This window comes from Mesorhizobium sp. WSM4898 (assembly GCF_029625845.1).
In the GTDB taxonomy this organism is placed as follows: domain Bacteria; phylum Pseudomonadota; class Alphaproteobacteria; order Rhizobiales; family Rhizobiaceae; genus Mesorhizobium.
Window position 1 is genome coordinate 420,424 of record NZ_JARTVQ010000002.1, and the last position, 24,559, is coordinate 444,982.

The 24,559-nt window shown below is 64.6% G+C and carries 20 protein-coding genes; 1 reads left to right on the top strand and 19 read right to left on the bottom strand.

The window, feature by feature from the left end; genetic code table 11:
- Positions 1 to 19: 19 nt before the first annotated feature.
- The 19 genes from recN to mraZ all read right to left on the bottom strand — a co-directional run bounded on the left by recN (position 20) and on the right by mraZ (position 23,028).
- Positions 20 to 1,693: a DNA repair protein RecN gene (gene recN / locus P9228_RS09495; protein WP_095802423.1), complete on the bottom strand. Its 1,674-nt coding sequence runs from the start codon at positions 1,691 to 1,693 to the stop codon at positions 20 to 22.
- Positions 1,694 to 1,701: 8 nt separating this feature from the next.
- Entirely contained in the window at positions 1,702 to 2,571 is an 870-nt protein-coding gene (locus P9228_RS09500) for an outer membrane protein assembly factor BamD (RefSeq protein WP_066990991.1), read from the bottom strand.
- A 201-nt stretch (positions 2,572 to 2,772) separates the two neighbouring features.
- Positions 2,773 to 3,720, bottom strand: a complete 948-nt coding sequence (gene lpxC, locus P9228_RS09505; protein WP_095832082.1) for a UDP-3-O-acyl-N-acetylglucosamine deacetylase — start codon at positions 3,718 to 3,720, stop codon at positions 2,773 to 2,775.
- Between the two features lie 422 nt (positions 3,721 to 4,142).
- On the bottom strand, positions 4,143 to 5,798 hold the full coding sequence (gene ftsZ / locus P9228_RS09510; RefSeq protein ID WP_067329056.1) for a cell division protein FtsZ: 1,656 nt from the start codon (positions 5,796 to 5,798) through the stop codon (positions 4,143 to 4,145).
- A 67-nt stretch (positions 5,799 to 5,865) separates the two neighbouring features.
- Positions 5,866 to 7,173: a cell division protein FtsA gene (gene ftsA / locus P9228_RS09515; RefSeq protein ID WP_067329054.1), complete on the bottom strand. Its 1,308-nt coding sequence runs from the start codon at positions 7,171 to 7,173 to the stop codon at positions 5,866 to 5,868.
- On the bottom strand, positions 7,170 to 8,111 hold the full coding sequence (locus P9228_RS09520) for a cell division protein FtsQ/DivIB (RefSeq protein ID WP_067329052.1): 942 nt from the start codon (positions 8,109 to 8,111) through the stop codon (positions 7,170 to 7,172). Before P9228_RS09520 ends, ftsA begins: the two co-directional genes overlap by 4 nt.
- A complete protein-coding gene (locus tag P9228_RS09525; protein ID WP_066990754.1) occupies positions 8,099 to 9,025 on the bottom strand; it encodes a D-alanine--D-alanine ligase in 927 nt (308 codons plus the stop codon). Before P9228_RS09525 ends, P9228_RS09520 begins: the two co-directional genes overlap by 13 nt.
- Positions 9,026 to 9,336: 311 nt before the next feature.
- Positions 9,337 to 10,302, bottom strand: a complete 966-nt coding sequence (gene murB / locus P9228_RS09530) for a UDP-N-acetylmuramate dehydrogenase (protein ID WP_067329050.1) — start codon at positions 10,300 to 10,302, stop codon at positions 9,337 to 9,339.
- Entirely contained in the window at positions 10,299 to 11,705 is a 1,407-nt protein-coding gene (murC, locus tag P9228_RS09535; RefSeq protein ID WP_067329048.1) for a UDP-N-acetylmuramate--L-alanine ligase, read from the bottom strand. Before murC ends, murB begins: the two co-directional genes overlap by 4 nt.
- The gene (gene murG / locus P9228_RS09540; RefSeq protein WP_278053166.1) at positions 11,702 to 12,826 is read right to left on the bottom strand and encodes an undecaprenyldiphospho-muramoylpentapeptide beta-N-acetylglucosaminyltransferase; all 1,125 of its coding nucleotides are present in this window, start codon (positions 12,824 to 12,826) and stop codon (positions 11,702 to 11,704) included. The genes murC and murG overlap by 4 nt, the downstream gene beginning before the upstream one ends.
- A gap of 6 nt (positions 12,827 to 12,832) precedes the next feature.
- On the bottom strand, positions 12,833 to 13,984 hold the full coding sequence (gene ftsW / locus P9228_RS09545) for a putative lipid II flippase FtsW (protein ID WP_067329044.1): 1,152 nt from the start codon (positions 13,982 to 13,984) through the stop codon (positions 12,833 to 12,835).
- Entirely contained in the window at positions 13,984 to 15,384 is a 1,401-nt protein-coding gene (gene murD, locus P9228_RS09550; RefSeq protein ID WP_066990739.1) for a UDP-N-acetylmuramoyl-L-alanine--D-glutamate ligase, read from the bottom strand. The genes ftsW and murD overlap by 1 nt, the downstream gene beginning before the upstream one ends.
- A 9-nt stretch (positions 15,385 to 15,393) precedes the next feature.
- Complete coding sequence (mraY, locus tag P9228_RS09555; RefSeq protein WP_095802416.1) at positions 15,394 to 16,476, bottom strand: phospho-N-acetylmuramoyl-pentapeptide-transferase; 1,083 nt, start codon at positions 16,474 to 16,476, stop codon at positions 15,394 to 15,396.
- A 20-nt stretch (positions 16,477 to 16,496) separates the two neighbouring features.
- Positions 16,497 to 17,930 carry a UDP-N-acetylmuramoylalanyl-D-glutamyl-2,6-diaminopimelate--D-alanyl-D-alanine ligase gene (locus P9228_RS09560; RefSeq protein ID WP_278053168.1) on the bottom strand — a complete coding sequence of 478 codons (1,434 nt, stop codon included), beginning with the start codon at positions 17,928 to 17,930 and terminating at the stop codon, positions 16,497 to 16,499.
- Positions 17,927 to 19,381 carry a UDP-N-acetylmuramoyl-L-alanyl-D-glutamate--2,6-diaminopimelate ligase gene (locus tag P9228_RS09565; protein WP_278053170.1) on the bottom strand — a complete coding sequence of 485 codons (1,455 nt, stop codon included), beginning with the start codon at positions 19,379 to 19,381 and terminating at the stop codon, positions 17,927 to 17,929. The genes P9228_RS09560 and P9228_RS09565 overlap by 4 nt, the downstream gene beginning before the upstream one ends.
- 54 nt (positions 19,382 to 19,435) lie before the next feature.
- Positions 19,436 to 21,160, bottom strand: coding sequence for a penicillin-binding protein 2 (locus P9228_RS09570; RefSeq protein WP_066990727.1), 1,725 nt, complete (start codon positions 21,158 to 21,160; stop codon positions 19,436 to 19,438).
- A complete protein-coding gene (locus P9228_RS09575) occupies positions 21,157 to 21,552 on the bottom strand; it encodes a hypothetical protein (RefSeq protein WP_066990723.1) in 396 nt (131 codons plus the stop codon). The genes P9228_RS09570 and P9228_RS09575 overlap by 4 nt, the downstream gene beginning before the upstream one ends.
- Positions 21,553 to 21,556: 4 nt before the next feature.
- A complete protein-coding gene (gene rsmH / locus P9228_RS09580; RefSeq protein WP_278053172.1) occupies positions 21,557 to 22,573 on the bottom strand; it encodes a 16S rRNA (cytosine(1402)-N(4))-methyltransferase RsmH in 1,017 nt (338 codons plus the stop codon).
- A complete protein-coding gene (mraZ, locus tag P9228_RS09585; RefSeq protein WP_095783823.1) occupies positions 22,570 to 23,028 on the bottom strand; it encodes a division/cell wall cluster transcriptional repressor MraZ in 459 nt (152 codons plus the stop codon). Before mraZ ends, rsmH begins: the two co-directional genes overlap by 4 nt.
- A gap of 397 nt (positions 23,029 to 23,425) precedes the next feature.
- Between mraZ and P9228_RS09590 the strand changes: the two genes are divergently transcribed.
- Positions 23,426 to 24,559: a cystathionine gamma-lyase gene (locus P9228_RS09590; RefSeq protein ID WP_278053174.1), complete on the top strand. Its 1,134-nt coding sequence runs from the start codon at positions 23,426 to 23,428 to the stop codon at positions 24,557 to 24,559.

The window sequence follows — 24,559 nt, forward strand, 5'->3', positions numbered from 1 at the left end:
CAGCCGGGGATCAAGAAGCCTAGGCTGCCGCCGTGTTCTCGCGCAGCAACCGCTCAGCGGCGGCGCGCGCTTCATCGGTGATGGTGGCGCCGGCCAGCATGCGCGCGATCTCTTCCTGGCGCGCCGCGCGATCCATTTCGGCAACGCCGGTTGCGACACGGTCCTTGCCGCCGGACTTCGAGATTAGAAAATGCGTCGCGGCGCGCGCCGCCACTTGCGGCGCATGCGTGACCGAAAGCACCTGCACCCGCTTCGACAGCCTCGCCAGCCGCTGACCGATGGCGTCGGCCACGGCGCCGCCGACGCCGGTGTCGATCTCGTCGAAGACCAGGGTCGGCGCCGAGCCGCGGTCGGCAAGCGCCACCTTCAGGGCCAGAAGGAAGCGCGACAGCTCGCCGCCGGACGCAACCTTCATCATCGGCCCGGGCCGTGTGCCCGGATTGGTGCGCACCCAGAACTCGACCTGGTCGATGCCTTCTTCCATGCGGCCATCGGCATCGCTCACCATCTCGACGATGAACTCCGCCCGCTCGAGCTTGAGGGCCGGCAGTTCGGCCATCACCGCCTTGGTGAGGCCCGCCGCCGCCGCATGGCGCAGCGAAGAGAGCTGCGCCGCGGCTATGTCGTAAGCTTCGCGCGCGGCGGCTGCTTGTTTCTGCAGCCCGTGCAGGCGTTCCTCGCCCGCATCGAGATCGGCAAGGTCGGCCGCCATCGTGTCGCGCAGCTGCGCCAGATCGTCGACCGCGACATTGTGCTTGCGTGAGGCCGCGCGCAGCGAGAACAGCCGCTCTTCGGCCTTTTCCAGGCGCTGCGGATCGTATTCGGTGGCGCGTAGTGCTGTCTGGACGCCGGACTGCGCCGCGTCGAGCGAGATCATTGCCTCGTCCAGCGACTTGACCACATCGTCGAGCAGGCCCGGCACCTCACCCGATTTGCGCTGCAGCCGCCTGAGCAGGCTGGCGAGCTGCGGCAGGGGCGAAGACGGCCCCGACAGCACATCCTGCGCATCGTGAATCTCGGACGCGATCTTTTCGGCGCGCATCATCTGGGCGCGTAATTCGGCAAGCTCGGTCTCTTCGCCCGGCTGCGGATCGAGCTTCGCCAACTCGGCGACCGAGGCCCTGAGATAATCGGCCTCGCGCGCCGCCGCCTCGACCTTGGCGCGGTGCCGCGAAAGCTCCTGTTCGCAGTTCCGCCAATAGCGCCAGGCTTCGCCCGTCCCGCGCACGGCGCCGAGATGGCCGCCGAAACTATCCAGCAATTCGCGGTGGGCACCGGGATCGACGAGCGCCCGCTCGTCATGCTGGCCGTGTATCTCGACCAGCGCGCGGCCGACGTCGCGCATCAGGGTCACGCTGGACGGCTGATCATTGACGAAAACGCGGGTGCGGCCGTCGGCGGTCTGCACGCGGCGCAGGATGATGTCGCCATCATCCTCGATGTCGTTGTCGGCAAGCAGCGCGCGCGCCGGGTGGTTGCGCGGCACGTCGAACACGGCGATGACCTGGCCCTGCGCCGCGCCATGGCGGACGAGCGAAGCGTCGCCGCGCGCGCCAAGCGCCAGCGACAGCGCATCGAGCAGGATGGATTTGCCGGCGCCGGTCTCGCCGGTCAGCACCGAAAGCCCAGGCAAGAAGTCGATGTCCAGCTTCTCGATCAGGACGATATCGCGGATCGACAGTCTGGACAGCATCAGAAGTGTCAGGCGCCGGTGATCAGCTTCCCGGCCTTGGAGATCCACGACCCGGCATTCTCGCGCGGTTCAAGCCCGTTGCTCTGCAGGAGCTTGTAGGAATCCTTGTACCACTGGCTGTCCGGATAGTTGTGGCCGAGCACCGCTGCGGCTGTCTGCGCTTCCGAAGTCAGGCCCATCGCGTAGTAGGCTTCGGTCAGTCGCGCGAGCGCCTCCTCGACATGGCGCGTGTTGGAGTAGTTCTCGACCACGGTGCGGAAGCGCTTGACGGCGGCGATATATTCGCGGCGTTCCAGATAGTAGCGGCCGATCTGCATCTCTTTGCCGGCGAGCTGGTCGGTGGCAAAGCGGATCTTGTCCTTGGCGTCGTCGACATACTCGGAATTCGGCCAGCGGGTCACCAGGTCCTGCATGGTCTGCACCGTCTGGCGCGCTTCCTTCTGGTCCTGGGTGACGTCCTTGATCTGCCGGTAGTAGCTCAAGCCGATGATGTACTGCGCATAGGCGGCATCGTCGGTTGACGGATAGAGCGTCAGGTAACGTTTGGCGGAACCGATCGCCTCGTCATAGTTGCCGGCGCGATAATCGGCGAAGGCGCCCATCACCATCGATTTGCGGGCGAATTCCGAGTAGGGATGCTGGCGGTCGACGGCGTCGAACTTCTTGCTCGCCTCATCGAGGCGGCCGGCATTCAGATTGGCGAGGCCCTGGTTGTAGAGAACGTCTGCGGGTTCGGTGTGGTCGACATAGGTCGCCAGATTGACGTCCTTTTCGGAGGACATGCAGGCCGACAGCATGAGCGACGGGGCGACCAACGAAAACGCCAGGAAAACAGCCCGATACGGCGCCTTCGATTGACCAACTCGCGAAAAAAACATGTTTGGATTCCGCCCTTTCGGCGTCGTTTCGGTCCCGGCCGCAGCCATAAACCATTATCCCCTTGCCCGGCAACGCTATGTCCGGCCAATCGCACATTTTTGTGGCGGTTTGGGACCGTCCCCAAAGCCGCTCGATTTCACGGGTTTGTGATGCATTTGCGCAACACCGGCTTCGCTACAAAGCCAGAAAATCGTTAAAAATCAGATGACCCAGGGCGCGTAGACCGGTCCGCTGACGGCGATCATTTCGGCGACCCGGCCGCGCTCGCGGCGCCGCGTCTCGACGATCTCGAAGGCCGTACGGTCCGAAAGCAGGCGGCGCAGCGCCGCCGCGTTCATCCGATGGCCGCCACGATAGGAGCGGAAGCAGCCGATGAAGCGCGCGCCGGCAAGCGCCAGGTCGCCCATGGCGTCCAGCGTCTTGTGGCGGGCGAATTCGTTCGGATAGCGCAGTCCGCCGACATTGATGACGCGGTTGTCGTCGCCGATGACCAGCGAGTTCTCCAGCGACGACCCGAGCGCGTAGCCGGCGGCCCACAGCCGCTCGACATCCTTCATGAAGCCGAAGGTGCGGGCCCGCGCGATGTCGCGGCGGAAGATGTCGGGGTTGATATCGGAGGCGAAGAGCTGGCGGCCGATTGCCGGGCTCTCGAAGTCGATCTCGACCTCGAATCGCGTGCCGTCATAGGGGCGGAACTCGGCCCAGGATGCACCGGCTTCGACGCGGATCGGCTTGACCACGCGGATATAGCGGCGCTTGACCGAAAGCGTGTCGATCCCCGCCTGGTCGAAGGCTTCGACAAAGGCCACCGCGCTGCCGTCGAGAATGGGGACTTCCGGACCGTCGATCTCGATGATGAGATTGTCGATGCCAAGTCCGAACACCGTCGCCATGAGATGTTCGACGGTTCCGATATGCTGGCCGACCGGATCGCCGAGCATGGTGCACAGGTCGGTGGCGCCGACCTCGGAGACCAGCGCGCGGAACTCGCGGAACTCGCCGCCATTCGCGAGGTGGAACACGATGCCGGTATCGGCGTCGGCGGGCAGGAAATGAACGGTGACGGGCTTGCCGCTGTGGACGCCGGTGCCGGTCAGCGTCACGCGCGCCTTAACTGTCGTCTGATAGTCGTGCAAGACAAACCCCATAAGCCCAAACCGCCTGTGTCCGCTTGTCAGCCTTAGGCATTATCGGCCCGACGGATCATCTGGCCTGCGCGCAAAAGCGGCGAATGAGCAAGGCAGCGGCTCTGATGTATCGGCAGGCAGGGCCAACTCCCCGAATCCCGGCAAACCGACTTTAGTCCGACGCGAAGATAGTGGCCCGTCTGTGAGACTCCAAATCACGGTTTCTTACCCCGTGTAACCGCTGCCCTGAGCGAAAAAGCACTCGTAATGCGTTGTTTTTCTATAACTTTTAAAGGCAACAGACAGACGATCTCTCGCCCGCCTGTTAACAGCTGTTATATATCGTTAGTGTATGTTCTGCCCGAAAGTGCACAGCGGTTTTGGGAGAACGACATTATCAAACATTGCTTAAAGCGCGCCGCATAGGCGGCGCGCTTTAACAATTAGTTCGCCTGGCGACGCAGGAACGCCGGGATCTCCAGCTGGTCGTCTTCCTGCACCGTGCGGCTTTGAGGCGTGAGGCGCCCCTGGTCGTCGAGCTGGCCGCGGCGCGGCGCATAGAGCTGCGGGTCCTGGCTGGCGAGGCGGCGCATTTCCGGTGCCGCCTGGCGCAGTTTCGGCTCGCGCGGCTGCGCCGGCTGCAGCCGGGCCGGCTCTTCCTCGCGGCGGGTCAGGCCGTTGGTCAGCCGCTTGATCAGCCCCATCGGTCCGCTGTTCTCATGATCCGCAGGGCGGCTCTTGGCCTCCACCTCGGCCCTCACGACCGGTGGAAAGTCCTCGACGCGCGGCATGCGCTGCGGCGCTGCAGCCACAGGCTGCGGCATCTCGCGCTGCGGCGCGGGCTGCATGACCGGCTGCTGGGCGATCGGCTGCGGCTGAGGCTGGGCCGGCGGAGCCTGGAAGATCTTGCTCTGCGGGCGGAAGTCGTCGACCGGCGCGGGGCGCGGCTGTGCCATCGCGGCGGCGTTCGCCTCTGCAAGCTGGATCGCCTCGGCAACCGGATCGACGGCGCGCGGCTCGTAGGCCTGCTGCTGAACCGGTGCGGGACGGCTTTCCTGAACAGGTGCCGCGGGACGGGCGACCGGCTTCTGCGGCGCGCGGATGGAGATTGGCGCCGCGGCGATTTCGGCCGCCGACTTGTCGATGCCGGTAGCGACCACCGAGACGCGGATCACGCCTTCCAGTTCCTCGTCGAAGGTGGCGCCGAGGATAATGTTGGCGTCCTGGTCGACCTCCTCGCGGATCCGGGTCGCGGCTTCGTCGACCTCGAACAGGGTGAGGTCGCGGCCGCCGGTGATCGAGATCAGCAGGCCCTTGGCGCCCTTCATCGAGGTCTCGTCGAGCAGCGGGTTGGCGATCGCCGCCTCGGCGGCGGCCATGGCGCGGCCCTCGCCCGAAGCCTCGCCGGTGCCCATCATCGCCTTGCCCATCTCGCGCATCACCGAGCGGACGTCGGCGAAGTCGAGATTGATGAGGCCTTCCTTGACCATCAGGTCGGTGATGCAGGCAACGCCGGAGTAGAGTACCTGGTCGGCCATGGCGAAGGCATCTGCGAAGGTGGTCTTGTCGTTGGCCAGCCGGAACAGGTTCTGGTTGGGGATGACGATGAGCGTATCGACGCATTTCTGCAGTTCCTCGATGCCCATGTCGGCCGTCTTCATGCGGCGCTGGCCCTCGAAATGGAACGGCTTGGTGACGACGCCGACGGTGAGGATGCCCTTTTCGCGCGCCGCGCGGGCAACGACGGGTGCAGCGCCCGTGCCGGTGCCGCCGCCCATGCCGGCGGTGACGAAGCACATATGCGTGTTGGACAGATGATCGATGATCTCGTCGATGCACTCTTCCGCCGCCGCGCGGCCGACTTCCGGCTGCGAGCCGGCGCCGAGGCCTTCCGTGACATGCGCGCCGAGCTGAATCAGCCGCTCAGCCTTCGACATCGTCAGCGCCTGCGCGTCGGTGTTGGCCACCACGAACTCGACGCCGCGCAAGCCGGCTGTGATCATGTTGTTGACCGCGTTGCCGCCGCCGCCGCCGACACCGAACACGGTGATGCGTGGCTTAAGCTCGGTGATGTCCGGCTTCTTGAGATTGATGGTCATAGTCTCCGTCCTTTGCCTTTCCCGCCGCCTCGCCGCTGCGGCCGCCTTTGGGGCTGTCCCCGTCAAATTAAAAACTGTCTCTCAACCACTGACCCATGCGATGCAGTTTTCCGCCCGTTCCGGTCATCCTGAAACCGGAAAGTCCTTTCGCCGAATGGCTCTCGAAGCTCGCCATTTGAGGATAGATCAGAAGCCCGACCGGGGTCGAAAACGCCGGCCCCTTGGCCGCTTCCGGCAGGCCTGCCACGCCGAGCGGCCGGCCGATGCGCACGTTGCGCCCAAGAATGCGGCGCGCCGCCTCCGGCAGGCCCGCCAGTTGGCTGGCGCCGCCGGTGAGGACGACCCGCTTGCCGACGGCGTTGCCGTAGCCCGATTTGTTCAGCCGGTCGCGCAAAAGCTCCAGCGTCTCGTCGATGCGCGCCCGGATGATCCGCGTCATCACCGAGCGCGGGATCTGTAGCGGCAGCTCGCCCTCCTCGCCGATCGGCTGGATGGAAACCAGGTCGCGGTCGTCCGCACTGCCCGGCAGCGCAGAGCCATGCATTACCTTCAATCGCTCGGCGGCGTCGAGCGAAGTCGACAGCCCCTTGGCCATGTCGAGCGTCACATGATTGCCGCCGATAGCGATGGCGTCGCCATGCACGAACTTGCCTTCCGAGAACACCGAAATCGTGGTCGTGCCGCCGCCCATATCGATGCAGGCCGCGCCCATTTCGAGCTCGTCGTCGACCAAAGCCGCGAGACCGCTGGCATAGGGCGTCGCCACCATGCGCTCGACCGACAGATGCGAGCGGTTGATGCAAAGCTCGAGATTGCGCATCGGCGCAGCATCGCCGGTCAGCACATGCATATCGACGCCCAGCGTCTCCCCGACCATACCGCGGGGATCCCGCACGCCGCGCTCGGCATCGAGCGAGAAGCCGACGGGAAGCGAATGAACCACCTCTCGCTCGGCCCGCAGCGCCTGCTTCGCGCCGGCAGCGAGCACGCGCTTGATGTCGGCTTCCTCGACCTGATGGCCGCCGAGATTGATGGTTGCCGAAAAGGCCTCGCTCTTCAGCCGGCCGGCCGTCATGTTGACGATAAGGGAATCGACGGTGAGGCCCGCCATGCGCTCGGCGGCGTCGACGGCGAGACGGATGGCATGCTCGGCGCGGTCGAGATCGACCACGACGCCCGACTTAACTCCCTGCGACTTCTGATGGCCGATGCCGATCACCTGGATGCGATGCGAGCGGCCGCGCAACAGCTTGCCGTCCTCGCGCGGCTTCAGCTTCGCCACCACGCAGCAGACCTTGCTCGAGCCGACATCGAGCACCGTCAGCGTGCCCGACCGGCGCGAAGAGGCATCACCGCCGCCGCCAAGCCAGCTCATATCTTCGTCTCCGGCTTGCGTTTCGTCAGGGTCTTCGGCTTGTCGCTGAGCGCGGCTTCGCGCTGCGTCGCCGCTTCCGGCGAGAGCTCGACGACCAGACGATCGGACAACCTCATGTCGACGGCAGCGATGTCGCGCGTCAACAGTCCGTTATCATGGTCAAGCTTGACGAGCTCGGCGATCGCCTGATCCTCGCCGTCTTCCGGCAGCTTCACGGTGATGCCGTTCTCCAGCTTGAGATCCCAGCGCCGCTCGCCGACACGAATATAGCCTTTGACCCGCGCCGCCAGCTCGGGATAGCGCTTGATCCTCTCCAGGAAATCCGGCGCCTTGGCCGGCGCGCCCGTGCCGATGATCAGCGGCAGCAAAGCCTGCTTGCCGCCCGAGAACGGCGCGATCACCTCGCCCGACCGCTCGATGACCGAAAGCGAATTGCCCTGCTGCCAGAGCGCGAAGGGCTCACGCTCCTCGACACGGACCTCCAGCGTGTGAGGATAGATCTTGCGCACCGCCGCAACCTCGACCCAGGGCAACGTCGCGATGCGCTCGCGCGCAGCCTCGGCATCAAAGCCGATCAGCGACGTCCAGCCATCGAGGCCGAGGCGGTCCAGGATATCGATCTCGGAAGTCTGGCGATTGCCGACGACCTTGATCTGGTCGACGGCAAAACCGGTTCGGGCCGTCACGCCCTGCACGATGCTGTCGGCGTAGCCGCCGAGATAGGCCCCGTAGGCTCCGGCGGAAGCCAACAAGGCAGCCGAGAGGATCGCAGCCGAGAAGCGCGGCGCCTCGTACTCGCCATCGCAGAGACGGGCAAGCAAACGCACCGGCCGCCGCAGCTGGCGCGGCAACACGAAATGGTCGAACGATAGCGGCACGCCGAACAGCGCGGGCCCAGTCCCGCGGCCCTTGCCCTGGCCCCACCTCAACGCAGACACGAAGCGTCCTCCACCATCCAACTCAACAATTCACCGAACGAATGCCCCGCTTGCGCGGCGATTTCAGGCACCAGAGACGTCGGCGTCATGCCCGGCTGGGTGTTGATCTCGAGCCAGACAACCTCGCCGTTTTCGGAGTGACGGTCGTCGTAACGGAAGTCCGACCGGGAAACGCCCCGGCAACCGATAGCAAGATGAGCCTTGAGGGCCAGTGTCTGTATTTTTTGGTAAATATTCGGTGAAATTTTTGCAGGGGTTTCGTGTTTTGATCCACCCGGGACGTACTTTGAATCGTAGTCGTAGAAGGAATGACCGGTCGGGATGATTTCACAGACCCCGAGCGCCACGTCACCCATCACCGCGCAGGTCAACTCGCGCCCGTGGATGTAGCGCTCGACCATGACGATCTCGCCATACTTCCATTCGGACGAGCCGATGACTTGCGGCGGATGCGACTGCCCCTCGTGCACGATGACGACGCCGAAGCTCGAGCCTTCATTGACCGGCTTCACCACGTAAGGCGGCTTCATCGGATGCTTGTTCTGGACGGAGAAGCGGTTGACCACCTTCGATTCCGCGACGGGAATGCCGGACGCCTTGGCGACCTTCTTGGCCTGCTCCTTGTTCATGGCCAGCGCCGAAGCGAGCACGCCCGAATGGGTGTAGGGAATTCCGAGATATTCGAGAATTCCCTGGATGGTGCCATCCTCGCCGAACGGGCCATGCAGCGCGTTGAAGGCGACATCGGGCTTGAGCTCGGCAAGCACAGACCCGACATCGCGCGAAACATCGACGCGGGTGACCTGATAGCCTTCATTCTCGAGCGCATCCGCACATGCCTTCCCCGACGACAGAGACACGGGCCGCTCCGAGGAAAATCCCCCCAGGAGAACAGCCACATGCTTCTTCTTCATCCCGCCTTCCCCTTTCACGCCGGGCCTGCAACCAATATTTCCGCACGCAACATTTCCGCACATTGAGTCCGAGTCTTCCGGCAGGTTGCCCCCCCAGACGGAAAACGCGGGTAACGCGTCAAACGACTCAAATCAGGAAACGCTTTAGAGCAGAGAATCAGAGAGTTGATTCCCTGGCAAGTACCTATGATTCCGAGAGATTCACTTTCCGCGAAAACGGGCGAGAAAAGTGTGTTGTTGAGTCTTTGCGGTAACGCTTGACGGCGTCGCCGACGACGCAAGTTCAAGCACTACTTGAACATCGCAGCGAGCTAAAGAAGCTGGCCCAGGAACTCCTGCACCGCGTGACCCGGCCGGAAGTTGCCCAGCCGCTTGATCTCCCAATGCAGGCGGATGCCCGAATTTTCCAGCACCCGCGCGCGCACCGTCTCGCCGAGATATTCGAGATCGTAGCCGGTCGCCGTGCCGGTGTTGATCATGAAGTTGCAGTGCATGGGAGACATCTGCGCGCCGCCGATCATCAGCCCGCGGCAGCCGGCCTTGTCGATCTCTCTCCACGCCGACGAGCCTTCCGGGTTCTTGAAGGTCGAACCGCCGGTCTTCTCGCGGATCGGCTGCACCGTCTCGCGATGGTTCTGCACGGCATCCATCGCCGCCTTAATCGCAACCTTGTCTTGCGGGATGCCCTCGAAGATGGCGGAGGTAAAGATCAACCCGCCAGGCGCCGACGAATGGCGGTAGGCATAGCCCATATCCGCATTGCTCAGCGTATGGACATTGCCTGCGCGATCGAGCGCCTGCACCTCGACCACGCGCTCGCGCGTCTCGACGCCATTGGCGCCAGCGTTCATCCTCAGCGCCCCGCCGACAGCGCCCGGAATGCCGTGATAGAAATGGAACCCGCCGATGCCGGCTTCATAAGCCACGGCAGCCAGACGCTTGTCCGGCGTTGCCGCGCCAGCCTTAATGGTGGTCGATCCGGTGACTTCGGCCTCGCCGAAGCCCTTGGCGGAGAGCCTCACCACAAAACCGGGGATGCCGCCGTCGCGCACCAGAAGGTTTGAGCCGACGCCGACGACCGTAATCAGGATTTCCTCCGGCACCGCGCGCAGGAAGGCCGCGAGGTCCTCCTCGTCGGCCGGCTGGAACAGCGCTTCCGCCAGCCCACCGGCACGGAACCAGGTGATCTTGTCCATCTCGGCATTGGGCGTGACGCGGCCGCGCAGGCCGGCAAGCTTGTCGCCGAGCTTGTCGATCAGGTCCTGGCCGCGCATCATGAGGGGCCCCCACCGAGTTCCTTGGGCAGCGCATAGGCCCATTGCGTGATGTTGCCGGCGCCAAGGAAGATGACGAAGTCGCCGGGCTTGGCAAGTTCGCGGACGGCCGGCGCGACCGCCGTCGGGCCTTCGATATAGCGCGCGTCGCGATGGCCGCCGGCACGGATGCGCGACACCAGCGCGTCCGAGGTCACGCCCTCGATCGGTTCCTCGCCGGCCGCGTAAACGGGCGCCACCATGACCGTGTCGGCATCGTTGAAGCAGACGGAAAACTCATTGAACAGGTCGTGCAGCCGGGTGAAGCGGTGCGGTTGCGCGATCGCGATGACGCGGCCCTTTGTGGCCCCGCGCGCGGCCTTGAGCACCGCCGCGATCTCCACCGGGTGGTGGCCGTAATCGTCGAAGACCTCGACGCCGTTCCAGGAACCGGTGTGCGTGAAACGCCGCTTGACGCCGGCGAAGGATGACAGGCCTTTCTTGATGGCTTCGGCGGACAGACCGAGCTCGTGCGCGACCGCGATCGCCGCCGTCGCGTTGGAGACATTATGGCGGCCGGGCATGGGCAGTCGCAGACCTGTGATCGTCGTCGTGCCCCGTCCCTTGCGGTCGCGGATCACCACGTCGAACTCGGATGTAGCTCCGTCCATGCGATGATTGGCGAAGCGCACGTCGGCCTGGGCATTCTCGCCATAGGTGATGACGCGCCGATCCTCGATGCTGCCGACCAGCGCCTGCACCTCCGGATGGTCGGTGCACATCACGCCGAAACCGTAGAACGGAACGTTCTCGACGAACTGGCGGAAGGCCTCGCGCACCTTGTCGAAGCTGCCATAGTGGTCGAGATGCTCGGGGTCGATGTTGGTGACGACGGCGATGTCGGCCGGCAGCTTGAGGAAGGTACCGTCGCTCTCGTCGGCCTCGACCACCATCCACTCGCCGTCACCCATGCGGGCATTGGTACCATACGCGTTGATGATGCCGCCATTGATGACGGTCGGGTCGAGCCCGCCGGCTTCGAGCAGCGTCGCGACCATGGAGGTGGTCGTCGTCTTGCCATGCGTGCCGCCGATGGCGACCGCCTGGCGGAAGCGCATCAGCTCGGCCAGCATCTCGGCGCGGCGCACGACCGGCAGCAGTTTCTCGCGCGCCGCCTTGAGCTCTGGGTTGGATTTCTTGATGGCGGTCGACACCACGACCACCTCGGCCTCGCCGATATTCTCGGCCTTGTGGCCGACGAAACATTCGATGCCCTTGTCGCGCAGCCGCTGCACATTGGCGCCGTCCGCCTGGTCCGAGCCCTGCACCTTGTAGCCGAGATTGTGCAGCACCTCGGCAATGCCGCTCATGCCGATTCCGCCGATGCCGATGAAATGCACGAGGCCGATCGTCTGCGGCATCTTCATGCGCGCGTCCTCCTGTAGTCGGAAACCGTTTTGCCGGACGCAATAGCCTCTGCGAGATCGCCGAGCAACCGCGCCGCGTCGGGTTTTCCGGCCGAGCGGGCAGCCGCGGCCATTGCGGTCAGCCGGCCGGGATCCTCCATCAGCCCGCCGACCAGCGCGGCGATCCGCTCGGCCGAGAGCGTCGATTGCTGATGGACCTCGGCCCCACCGGCGGAGGCAAGTGCCGCGGCATTCGCCGCCTGGTCGTGATCGAGCGCATGCGGGTAAGGCACCAGCAGCGCCGGGCGTCCGATGACCGCGATCTCCGATACGGTCGAGGCACCGGACCGCGACATCACCAGATGTGCGGCCGCCATGCGCGCCGCCATATCGGTGAAGAAGGGCGAGACCTGCGCGTCGACGCCGAGATCGGCATAGGCGGTCTTCACTCGCGCCACGTCTTCCGCGCGCGCTTGCTGGGTGATCGCCAGCCGCTTGCGCTGCGCTTCGGGCAAAAGCGCTATCGCCGCCGGCACAGCATCGGAAAAGAACTGCGCACCCTGGCTGCCGCCGAAGACCAGGAAGCGGAACGGCTCGCTGGCATCCGACGGGACATAAGGCGATTTCGCCGCTTCAAGTATCTGCGGCCTCACAGGATTGCCCGTGGTCACCGTCTTGGCGCCGGCCGCGCTTTCCCCCTCGGGCAGGAACCCGCCGGCAATCACATCGACCCGGCTCGACAGCGCCTTGTTGGCACGTCCCATGACGGCGTTCTGCTCATGGATCAGCGTCGGCACCTTGCGCCGTGTCGCCGCATAGAGAGGCGGCAATGTCGGATAGCCGCCGAAGCCGACGACGACGTCGGGCTTGATCCTGGCGATGACACGCCCCGCTTGCCGCACGCCTTGCCAGATCGCCCAGAAGGCGGCGAGCACGGCGAAGGGATTCTTCGAGCCCAAAGTCGCCGAGCGGATGGAGTGGATCGCGGCGGCGGGAAAGTGGCCGGAGTAGCGCTCCGCGCGGCGGTCGGTGGCAAGATGCACCTCCCAGCCCCGCTCGATCAGCTCATGCGCAAGCGCCTCGGCTGGGAACAGATGTCCGCCCGTTCCGCCGGCCGCCAGCAGGATGACACCCCTCGACATCCCGCCTCATTCCGCCGGCATGGCGCGCTGCGAGAAGGCGTAGCCAATCTGCTTGCGCTTTTCGGGATGCCTGCGCGTCAGCGCCAGCACCATCCCCATCGAGACGGCAATCGCGATCTGCGAGGAGCCGCCATAGGAAATGAAGGGCAGCGTCATGCCCTTGGCCGGCATCAACTGTAGGTTCACGCACATGTTGATGGCCGACTGCAAGCCGAAAATGGTGACGAGCCCGCCGACGGCGTAACGGGTGAAGTCGTCATGCTCCTTGAGCGCGATGCTCAATCCGCGCAGCACGATGAAAGCGAAAATCGACATGATGAAGAAGCACATGATCAGCCCGAACTCCTCGCCCGCGACCGAAAACACGAAGTCGGCGTGGCTGTCGGGGATGACCCGCTTCACCGTGCCCTCGCCTGGGCCGACGCCGAACCAGCCGCCATTGATCAGCGCCTCGCGGCCCATGTCGACCTGGAAAGTGTCGCCTTCGCCGGTGAGGAACTTGTCAATGCGGGCGGCCACATGCGGAAACACTGTATAGGCCGCGAACACGCCGCCGACGCCGGCAGCCCCCAGCGCGACGATCCAGAACCACGGCAGGCCGGCCATGAAGAACATCACGCCCCAGGTGCCCAGCACCAGCATGGTCTGGCCGAGATCCGGCTGCGCGATCAGCAGCGAGATCACCAAGGCCAGCAGCAGCATGGCGAACAGATTGCCGGGAATGTCTGGCTGGCGCTTGTGCTCGGCAAACAGCCAGGCGCAAATGATGACAAAGGCCGGCTTCAGGAACTCGGACGGCTGGATCGAGAGCCCGGCCAGCGATACCCAGCGCCGCGCGCCCTTCACCTCGACGCCGATATAGAGAACCGCCACCATCAGCACCAGCATGATGCAGATCATCGCCAGCGACATGCGCCTTATTTGTCGCGCTTCCAGGAAGGAAACTGCGAGCATCACGACGAGCGCCGGGATGGTGAAGATGATCTGTCTTGTGGCGAAGTGGAAGCTGTCGAGACCGATGCGCTCGGCGACCGCCGGGCTTGCGGCGAAGGACAAGACGATGCCGAGCCCCATCAGCGACAGAAATGCCGCCAGGAACCAGCGATCGATCGTCCACCACCAGGTTGCGACCGGACTTTTGTCGAGACGGCTTTGCATCAACGTGGCCCTCCGATGGGTTTCACCCCATCAATAGCAGTCGCAGCTTGCCTGAAGGCTTCGCCGCGAACCTCGAAATTCTTGAACTGGTCGAAACTGGCGCAGGCCGGCGAAAGCAGGACGACGGCCTCGCCGCCGGTGTCGCCCGCGGCGTCATGGGCGGCGTGCTCGACCGCGGCCGCCAACGTTCCGGAAATTTCGTAAGGCACCGCCTCGCCGAGCGTGGCGGCGAAAGCGGGAGCGGCCTCGCCGATCAGATAGGCCTTGGCGATGCGTGGGAAGAAACCGCGCAGCGGCTCTATCCCGCCTTCCTTGGGCAGGCCGCCTGCGATCCAATAGATGCGGTTGAAGCTCGACAGCGCGGGAGCCGCCGCATCGGCATTGGTCGCCTTGGAATCGTTGACGAACAGCACATGATCCTTGCGGCCCACCTGCTCCATGCGGTGCGCCAGCCCCGGGAAGCTTTCCAGCCCCGCCTGGATCTCGCCGAGTTCCAGCCCGACCCTGAGGCAGGCGGCCACGGCGGCGAGCGCGTTCTGCGCATTATGCTGGCCGCGCAGCGAGCCGATGCCTTCCAGGAATGCGATGCGGCTGTAGCGACCGTGCACGGCTTCCATCAGATTCGTGCCGTCAGCGAAATAGCCGTCGGTCAGCGGCAGGCGCTTGGAAATGCGGATCACTTGCCGGCCTGCCCGCTCCAGCCGGTCGGCGATCTGGGCGCACCAGGAATCGTCGACGCCGATGATCGCGGTGTCGCTGCCGGCGACCAGCCTTTCCTTGATCGAGGCGTAATGGGCCATGGTGCCGTGGCGGTCGAGATGGTCGGGCGTCAGATTGAGCAGGATGCCGGCGGTCGGATTGATCGAGGGCGCGAGATCGATCTGGTAGGAAGAGCACTCCACCACATAGTGCCGTTCGGCCTCGGGCGGATCGAGCGTCATGATCGCGCGGCCGATATTGCCGCCCATCTGGGTGTCGCGTCCGGCCGACTTCAGGATGTGCGCCGTCATCGCTGTGGTCGTCGATTTGCCGTTGGTGCCGGTGATCGCGACGAAGGGTGCGGCCGGCGCGCGCTGGATGCGCTCGCGGCAGAACAGCTCGATATCGCCGATCACCTCGACGCCGGCGCCGCGCGCCAGTTCCACCGTCCAGTGCGGCTTCGGATGCGTGAGCGGCACACCGGGCGACAGGACGAAGGCCGCAAAGCGCGACCAGTCGGCGCCGCGCAGGTCGCCGGTCGCGATCCCGGCGGCTGCTGCCTTGGCGACGCTGTCCGGATTGTCGTCCCAGGCGAGGATCTCGGCGCCGCCGGCGATCAGCGCATGCGCGGTGGCAATCCCCGACCCGCCGAGCCCGAAGAGCGAAACCCGTTTGCCTGCAAAGGAAGCGGCGGCGATCAAGCGGGCATCCTATCTGAGCTTGAGGGTGGAGAGGCCGACCAGCGCCAGGATGACGGCGATGATCCAGAAGCGGATCACCACCTGGCTTTCGGTCCAGCCGAGCTTTTCGAAATGGTGATGGATCGGTGCCATCAGGAAGACGCGCTTGCCGGTCATCTTGAAATAGCCGACCTGGATGATGACCGACAGGATCTCCACCACGAACAGGCCGCCGACAATGACCAGCACGATCTCGTGCTTGGTGGCGACAGCGATGGTGCCGATCAGGCCGCCCATGGCAAGCGAGCCGGTGTCGCCCATGAAGATTGCGGCCGGCGGTGCGTTGAACCACAGGAAGCCGAGGCCGGCGCCGATGACGGCGCCCAGCACGACCGCCAGTTCGCCGGTGCCGGGAACGAAATGGATCTGCAGATACTCGGCGAACACCGCGTTGCCGGAAAGATAGGCGATGACGCCGAACGACGCCGCAGCGATCATGATCGGCACGATCGCCAGCCCGTCCAGACCGTCGGTCAGGTTCACCGCATTGCCGGCGCCGACGATCACGAAGCAGGAGAACGGCACGAAGAACCAGCCGAGATGGATCAGGAATTCCTTGGCGAACGGGAAGGTCAGCGACGACGAGAACGGCGCCTGGCCGTTATGCATGATCACCCAGGCCGCGATGCCGGCGACAACGAATTCGATCGCCAGCCGCGCCTTGCCGGAGAAGCCCAGATGCGACTGTTTCGTCACCTTGAGATAGTCGTCGTAGAAACCGATCGAGCCGAAGCCGACGGTGACCAAAAGCACCACCCAGACATAGATGCTGGAGAGGTTTGCCCACAGAAGCGAGGAGCCGATGATGCCGGACAGGATCATCAGCCCGCCCATCGTCGGCGTTCCGGCCTTCTTGAAATGCGTCTGCGGTCCGTCGGCGCGGATCGGCTGCCCCTTGCCCTGGCGAAGCCGCAGCGAATTGATGATGGTCGGTCCGAATATGAAGACGATCAGCGCCGAAGTGATCAGCGCACCGCCGGTGCGAAAGGTGATGTAGCGGAAGACATTGAAGGCCGAGATCTTGTCCGCGAAATCAACGAGTAAAGTGAGCATCGGTCCCCCGGATCCCGACCTCAGGTCGGTTCAATGGTTGCGGCTTCCGCCGGAAATTTGCCGAGCAATGCCTCGACCAGCTTTGAAAAGCCGATGCCTTTCGACGACTTGACCATCACCACGTCGCCCGGCCTGATCGCCGACATGACGACGGGCTTCAGCTCTTCGGCTCCTGGCCGGTACTCGGTTTCGACATCCGAAGGCAAAACCTCGGCCAGTGCCCGCATCTCCGGGCCGCCGAGAAAGACCTTACGCGTTTCTGTGCCGACAATAAGTTCGGCAAGGGCCGCGTGGAGCTTCGCCGAATGGCTGCCGAGTTCCAGCATGTCGCCAAGCACGGCGATGCGCCTGCCCTCGCCCGATACCGGCGTGGCGTTGAGCAGCGCCATGGCTGCCGCCATCGACGCTGGATTGGCATTGTAGCTCTCGTCGATCAGCGTGATCGGACCGTTCGGATGGCGCAAAATGTGGCGCCGGCCGCGCCCGCGCTCGGCCGAAAGATCGGCGAGCGCCGCCGCGACCTTGTCGAGATCGGCGCCGACCAGTTGCGCGCCGCCAAGCACCGCCAGCACATTCTGCACGATGTGGCGGCCGGGCGCCCCCACACGGGCCGTCACGTCCCTCTTGCCGATCTTGACCGCGATATCGGAGTGATCGGCATAAAGGTCGCAGCCAACAAGACGAAAGGCCGAGCGGGCGTTCTCGCCGAAGCCGAAGACATGCTCGACACCTGCATCCTTGGCCACTTTCCCGAGCAGCTTCCAACGCGGATCGTCGCGATTGAGCAGCGCGGCGCCGCCGGCCTCTATGCCCTCGAAAATCTCGGCCTTGGCCATGGCGATCTCGTCGAGATTCTTGAAGAAGCCGAGATGGGCGGCCGCGATCAGCGTGACGATCGCGACATGCGGCCTCACCATCTTGACCAGCGGCCTTATCTCGCCCGGATGATTCATGCCGATCTCGAAGATCGCGTAGTCGCAGTCTGCGGGCATGCGCGCCAAGGTAAGTGGCACGCCCCAGTGATTGTTAAACGACTGCGCCGAGGCGTGCACCTTGCCGACCGCCGACAGCACATGGCGCAGCGCTTCCTTTGTGGTCGTCTTGCCCGCAGAGCCGGTCACCGCGATGATCTTGGCCCGTGAGCGAGCGCGCGCCGCAATGCCGAGCTTTTCCAGCGCCGCAAGCACATCCTGCACGACGATCATCGGCGCCGTCAGCCGGCCAAGGGACGGCAGCTTGCCCTCGGCCACCACCAGCACCGCAGCGCCCGCCTTCACTGCAGCGGTTGCGAAATCGTGGCCGTCCATCGTCTCGCCCTTGATGGCGAAGAAGGCGTTGCCCGGCTCGAGGCTGCGGCTGTCGATCGAAATGCCGGTGATGCCTTCCGGCAGCGAGCCGATCGGCCTGCCGCCCATGGCCTCGACAAGCGCTTGCGACGTCCACAGCAAGCTCATGCGGCGCGCTCCTGGAGCGCCTCGCGCACTTCCTCGTGATCGGAAAAGTGGAAGGTTTCGGTGCCGATCGTCTGGCCTTCCTCATGCCCCTTGCCGGCGACGATCAGCGTATCGCCGGCATGGAGCATGGCGACGGCCTCGTGGATCGCTTTGCGGCGGTCGCCGATCTCGATGGCGCCGGGCGCCGCGGCAAGGATTGCCGCGCGGATGGTTTCGGGGATTTCCGTGCGCGGATTATCGTCGGTGACGATGACGACATCGGCGAGCCGGGTCGCGATCTCGCCCATGATCGGCCGCTTGCCGCGATCGCGGTCGCCGCCACAGCCGAAGACGACAACGACCCGGCCCGTGGTGAACGGACGAACCGAGGTCAGGACATTTTCCAATGCGTCGGGCTTGTGCGCGTAGTCGACATAGACCGGAGCGCCGGCGGCCGTCGTGCCCACAAGGTCGAGGCGGCCCGGCGCACCTTTGAGTTTCTCCAATGCGGCCAAGGCCTTATCAACGGATGTTCCAGTCGAGATGGCGAGGCCGGCCGAAACCAGCGCGTTGGCGATCTGGAAATCACCTGCCAACGGCAGGTCGATCTCGTGAAGCACACCATCGGCCTCCACCTCGGCACGCTGGCGCCGCCGCTCATGCTCGACGCGCTTCAGAGTCAGGAATTCGCCGTGGCGGCCGACTGTCAGCACGTTCAGGCTCGCTGCCCGCGCGGCATGAACCGTCGGCTGCGACCAGGGATCGTCGGCGAAGATCACGGCCGGCGCCCCCTTCGGCAGCAGCGTGTCGAACAGACGCAGCTTGGCGCGATGATAATCCTCGACCGTCGGATGGTAATCCATGTGGTCGCGGCCGAGATTGGTAAAGCCGCCGGCGGCCAGTTTCACGCCGTCGAGCCGACGCTGGTCGAGACCATGGCTGGAAGCTTCCATCGAGGCGTGCGTTACCCCTGCCTCCGCCAGTTCCTTGAGCAACTGGTGCAGCGCGACGGGATCGGGCGTGGTCAGCGAGCCATATTCGTTGCGGCCAGGCGCCACCACGCCCGTCGTGCCGATCGAAGCGGCGGCAAAACCTGCCTGCTCCCAGATCTGGCGGGTGAAGGCGGCAACCGATGTCTTTCCGCTGGTACCGGTGACGGCGACCATCGTCCGAGGCTGCTTGCCAAAGAAGCGCGCCGCGCTCAGCGCCAATGCCAGACGCGGATCATCGACGGCAAGAACCGGGATCGACAGACCGGAGATGGTATTGCCTTTGGCCGCCACGATTGCGGCAGCGCCGCGGCCGGCGGCATCGGCGGCATAGGTCGAGCCATCAGCCTTGCTGCCGGCGAGCGCGAAAAAAACGACGCCCGGTCTTACCTGGCGGGAATCGGAGGAGAGACCGGTAACCTCCAGATCGGGGGAAGCTGTTCCCTCGACAGGCAGGATGCCGGCTAGATTTTTCAGATACATTGAGTCCCGTTCACCGCAACAAAATAGCGCGCAGTTGCCGGCGCGCCCTAAGAATCACTGATAGGAAACCAGCGTTGCACCATTTTCATGGCTGAAATCTGGCTTCACGCCAAGCATCGAAGCCGCACGCCTGATGATGTTGCCTGCCATGATGCCGGCATTCGAGGCGGCGGTGGCGCCCATGCCGGGCTTTTCCGGCTTCGGCTCATCGGCGATGGTCAGCACGATATATTGCGGATCGTCCATCGGAAAGGCGGCGACGAAAGCGTTGAAATTCTTCTCTTTCGAATAACGGCCGTTAACGACCTTTTCCGCCGTGCCCGTCTTGCCGCCGACGCGGTAACCCGGAACCCTGGCGCTCTTGCCCGAGCCTTTCTCGGCGTTGAGTGCGTAGAGATAGCGCATCCCTTCCACCGTTGTGTCCTTGACCACCCTTTTGGCCACCTCCATCGCCTGCTCGGCCGTGCGCGGCAGAAAAGTCGGCTCGATCAGGTAGCCACTCATCAATGCGGCGCAGCCGACGGCAGTCTGCAGGGGCGTTGTCGAGACGCCATGGCCGAAGGCGATGGTGATCGAATTGACCTGCTTCCATACTTTCGGTTCGGTCGGGCGCGCCACTTCCGGCAACTCCGTCTGCATCTTTTCGAGCACGCCCAGCCGATGCAGGAACTCGCGATGCCCTTCGATGCCGACAGCCTCGGCTTCTTTGGCCGAGCCGATGTTGGATGAATAGATGAACACTTCGGGCACCGAAAGCACACGGCCTTTGCTGTGGAAGTCATGGATGGTCTGGCGGCCGATCCTGATCGGGCGCGACGCATCGAAGCGACTCTCCAGCGTCACCTTGCCGGAATCGAGCGCCATGCCGGTGGTGAAGCTCTTGAAGGTCGAGCCCATCTCGTAGAGCCCGGCCGACATACGGTTCAGCCGGTCCTTTTCCTGAGCATTGTAGGGATTGTTGGGGTCAAAATCCGGCACCGAGGCCATGGCCAGGACTTCGCCGGTCTTGATATTGAGGACCACCGCGCCGGCCGCGATCGCGTGAAACCGCTCCATGCCGGTCGCCACCTCGTCGCGCACCACATGCTGGACGCGCAGGTCTATCGACAGCTTCACCGGCTTCAGATCCCTAGCCACCGCCAGTCCTGACGCCTGCAGATCGGTCAGGCCCTGGTCATCGATGTACTTCTCCATACCGGAGATGCCCTGATTGTCGATGTTGGTGAGCCCGACAATGTAGGATGACGTTTCGCCGCTCGGATAGAAGCGGCGCTTTTCGGTGCGGAAACCGAGACCCGGGATGCCGAGCGCCATGATGTCGGCCTGCTGCTTCGGCGTCAGCTGCCGCTGCAGCCAGACGAAGCCGGCGCCGCTCTTCAGCTTGTGATAAGTCTGCTCGTAGTCAATCTCGGGAAGTACGGTCGAGAGCTTCTCGATCGCCTCGTCGGCGTCGACGATACGGCGCGGCTCGGCGAACAGCGACGCCGTCTTGATGTCGGTCGCCAGCACCTCGCCGTTGCGGTCGACGATGTCCGGCCGCGATGCAGTGACGCGGCTCTGCGGACCACCCGAATTGTCCGGATTCTGCAGGCCGAGATAGACCAGTCGGCCGGCAATCGTCGAATAGATGGTGAAGAACACCGCCATCGTCATGACGATGCGGGTCTTGGCCTTGCCGCCGGTTGCCTTGCGGGCGGCGTCGACGACGATCGAGCCGTCCTCAGCTGCCTTGCTTCGGCGCTTCAGCAGGTTGCCGATCCCTGGAAGCCTGCTGATCATTGCACGGTGCTCCCGGTCACCACCGGATCCTTGCCGTCCGACGGCCCTTTGCCCGAATTGTCGGCCATGCCGCCGAGCGGCTGCGACGACAGGTCCTCGATATTGAGCGGCTTCATCGGCACGTCGTCGAGCCCGCCGATTTGGTGGGCGTTGAGCGGCTCGAGCCCGAGCTGCGACTTGTAGATTTCGGCAAGCTTCTGCAGCCGCGCCGGCTGGGTGAGCAGGCTCCAGTCCGCCTTGAGAAGATCGATCGTGTCTTCCTCGTAGCGGATCTGCGCCTGCAGCTTCTGCACCGCCGCCAGCTGGTCCTCGGCCTCGCGCTTGGTCTTGTAGGTCAATGCCGCCGCCGAGACCATTACGGCGATCAGGACTATATCGCTGGTGCGAAACACGTGCTTACCTCTCCCCCGGCCGCTCGACGGCGGGAAGCTTTGGAAGGCCGAAAATCGAAAAGTCGCCGGCGCGCGCAGGCGCGCCGGTGCGGATTGCCGCGCGCAGCCTCGCCGAGCGCGCCCGCGGATTGCCGGCGATCTCGGCCTCTCCCGGCGTCACCCCGCCGCCGGATTTGCGGAAGGTCGCCAGCCGCGCCGGCGCGTCCGGCATATGACGCGATCCGCTGGCCGCATCGGCGCGATCGGCGATGAAGCGCTTGACGATGCGATCCTCCAGCGAATGAAAGGTCACGACGGCGAGCCTGCCGCCCGGCTTCAGCACCCGCTCGGCGGCGAACAGCGCGCTCGCCAACTCGCCGAGCTCGTCATTGACGAAGATGCGCAGCGCCTGGAAGACGCGGGTGGCGGGATGGATCTTGTCCTTCGGCGCGCGGCCGACATGGGTGGCGATGGCGTCGGCAAGATCGAGCGTGCGCTCGAAGGGCCGCTTCTCGCGCCGGGCCTCGATCATGCGGGCGATGCGGCCGGCATGCCGCTCTTCGCCGAGAAAGCCGAAGATGCGGGCAAGGTCGCCCGCCTTGAAGGTGTTCACGACGTCGGCGGCGCTCAGGCCAGCCTGCGCCATGCGCATGTCGAGCGGTCCGTCGGCGCGAAAGGAAAAGCCGCGCCCGGCCTGGTCGAGCTGCATCGACGAGACGCCGATGTCGAGCACGACGCCGTCGGCGCTTTCGACATGCTTGTCCAGGGTCGAGAACGGCTCCTGAACGAGCTTCAGCCTGCCGCCGGCCTGCTGTTCCAGAGCCTGGCCCGCGGCGATCGCATCCGGATCGCGGTCGATGGCCACGACCGAGGCGCCGCGCTCGAGGATGGCGGTGGTGTAGCCGCCGGCGCCGAACGTGCCGTCGACGATCGTCTCGCCCGCCTTGGGGTCAAGCGCCTCCAGCACTTCGGCAAGGAGGACCGGAATGTGACGGACCAGTCCGCCAACGGCGTGAGGATCATCGCCGTGGCCAGTCATCATTCCGGTCGCTCCCCGGGCTTCGTCCCCTGCCGAAGCTGCAAAAGCCTGGCTCGAGCCTGCGCCCCATAGGCGGCAAGTCGGCCCGGCTCCCAGATCTGGAAGAAATTGCCGCGGCCGACAAAGGCCACCTCGTTCGAGATGCCCGTGTGCTCGCGGATGAAATCGGTCATCGTGATGCGGCCGTCCTGGTCGAGTTTCAGGAACGTCCCGTCGCCATGGCAGAAGAAGGACATATCGTCCGCCGTCTGCAGGAAGGGATCTTCCAGCGCGATCCGCTGCTCGTAGCGGTCGAGCAGATCGAGCCCGCCGACGTCCATCGCCGGAAGGTCGAGGCAGCGTAGCGCATAGAGTTCCGCATAGCCACGTTTCTGCACGACCGAACGGAAATGCGCCGGAACGGATACCCGCCCCTTCGCATCGATCCTGTTCACTGCGTTTGACAGAAATCGGTCCACTACGCCTTACAGCCGCTGTCGCCGCCGCACCCCTGCCCATGTTTTTCTCCGCGCCGCCGCCGCGCATCGCCTCGCGACAAATCGCTTCATTCACCAAGGCGAAAACCGGCAAACGCGCAGCCGCCGCGACTGCCCGATTGGCGTACGCTTCACCCTGACGCGGAACGAAAGCTTGATGAGAATGGGATATCATGGGGTAATATGGGCGTCAACGGGAAGAGGCATCACAAACACGCATGCCACAACCTGAAAGCGCAGGCTTGCGGCACGTCTCGTCTTTATCGTCCATTAAGCCTAACGAAGCGTTTAGAAGGCTCTGGCCCAAAAGGACGCGGCTTGCCGCGAAGGCCCGGCACGCCTAGCGTTCGGACGTCAGTTCAGTGAAGGAATGCGCCCAATGTCCGAAACCGCGAAGTCACGCGCCGCGACACTTGCCCATCTGCGCAGCGGCGATTTCGCCAAGGGCGATCCCATCCCTTTGCCGCTGACAATGGCCTCGATCTTTCATTCGCCGGGCGACGCGACGGGCTTCGATCAATACGGCCGCTTCAGCAATCCGACATGGCACGCGGTCGAGCATGCGCTTGGTCATCTCGAAAATGCGCAGTGCGTCGCCTTTCCGTCGGGCATGGCGGCGATTTCGGCAACGTTCTTTGCGCTGGTCAAATCTGGCGACCGCATCCTCTTGCCCTCGGACGGCTACCACACGACGCGGGCTCTGGCGGAGCGTTTTCTGAAACCGCTCGGCATCGCCTATGACGTGAGGCCGACATCGAGCATGCTCGACGGCGGCTTCGCCGGCTACCGGCTGGTCTTCGTCGAAACCCCCTCGAACCCAAGGCTGGATATCTGCGACATCGCCGCCGTCGCCAAGACCGCCCACGAACAAGGTGCGCTCCTCATCGTCGACAACACGACGATGACGCCCTTCGGCCAGCGCCCGCTCGACCTTGGCGCCGACATCGTGGTCTCGGCCGACACCAAGGCGATCAACGGTCACTCGGATGTGCTGTTCGGCCATGTCGCCAGCCGCGATCCGGATATTATCGCCAAGGTCAGGGACTGGCGAGAAACCGCCGGCGGCATTCCCGGGCCGTTCGAGGCCTGGCTCGTGCATCGCGGCCTTGAAACACTTGAGGTGCGGTACGATCGCATGTGCTCCTCGGCGGAAACGATCGCCCGCCGGCTCAAGGGGCATCGCGCCGTGAGCGGCTTGCGCTTTCCAGGCCTTGAGAGCGACCCCTCGCACAATCTGGCGCGTGCCCAGATGGAGCGCTTCGGCTTTCTCATCTCGTTCGAACTGGCTTCGGAAGAGAAGGCCGAGGATTTCATCAACAACTGCGCGCTGATTGAATCGGCGACCTCGTTTGGTGGCGTCCATACATCGGCCGAGCGGCGATCGAAGCGCGGCGATGCCGTGCCGCCCGGCTTCGTGCGGCTGGCCGTCGGCTGCGAGCCGGTGGAAGAGCTCTGGCAGGCGATCGAGGCGTCTTTGGACGGCTTGGCGGCTGAGCGGCTCGGAGCGCTGTAG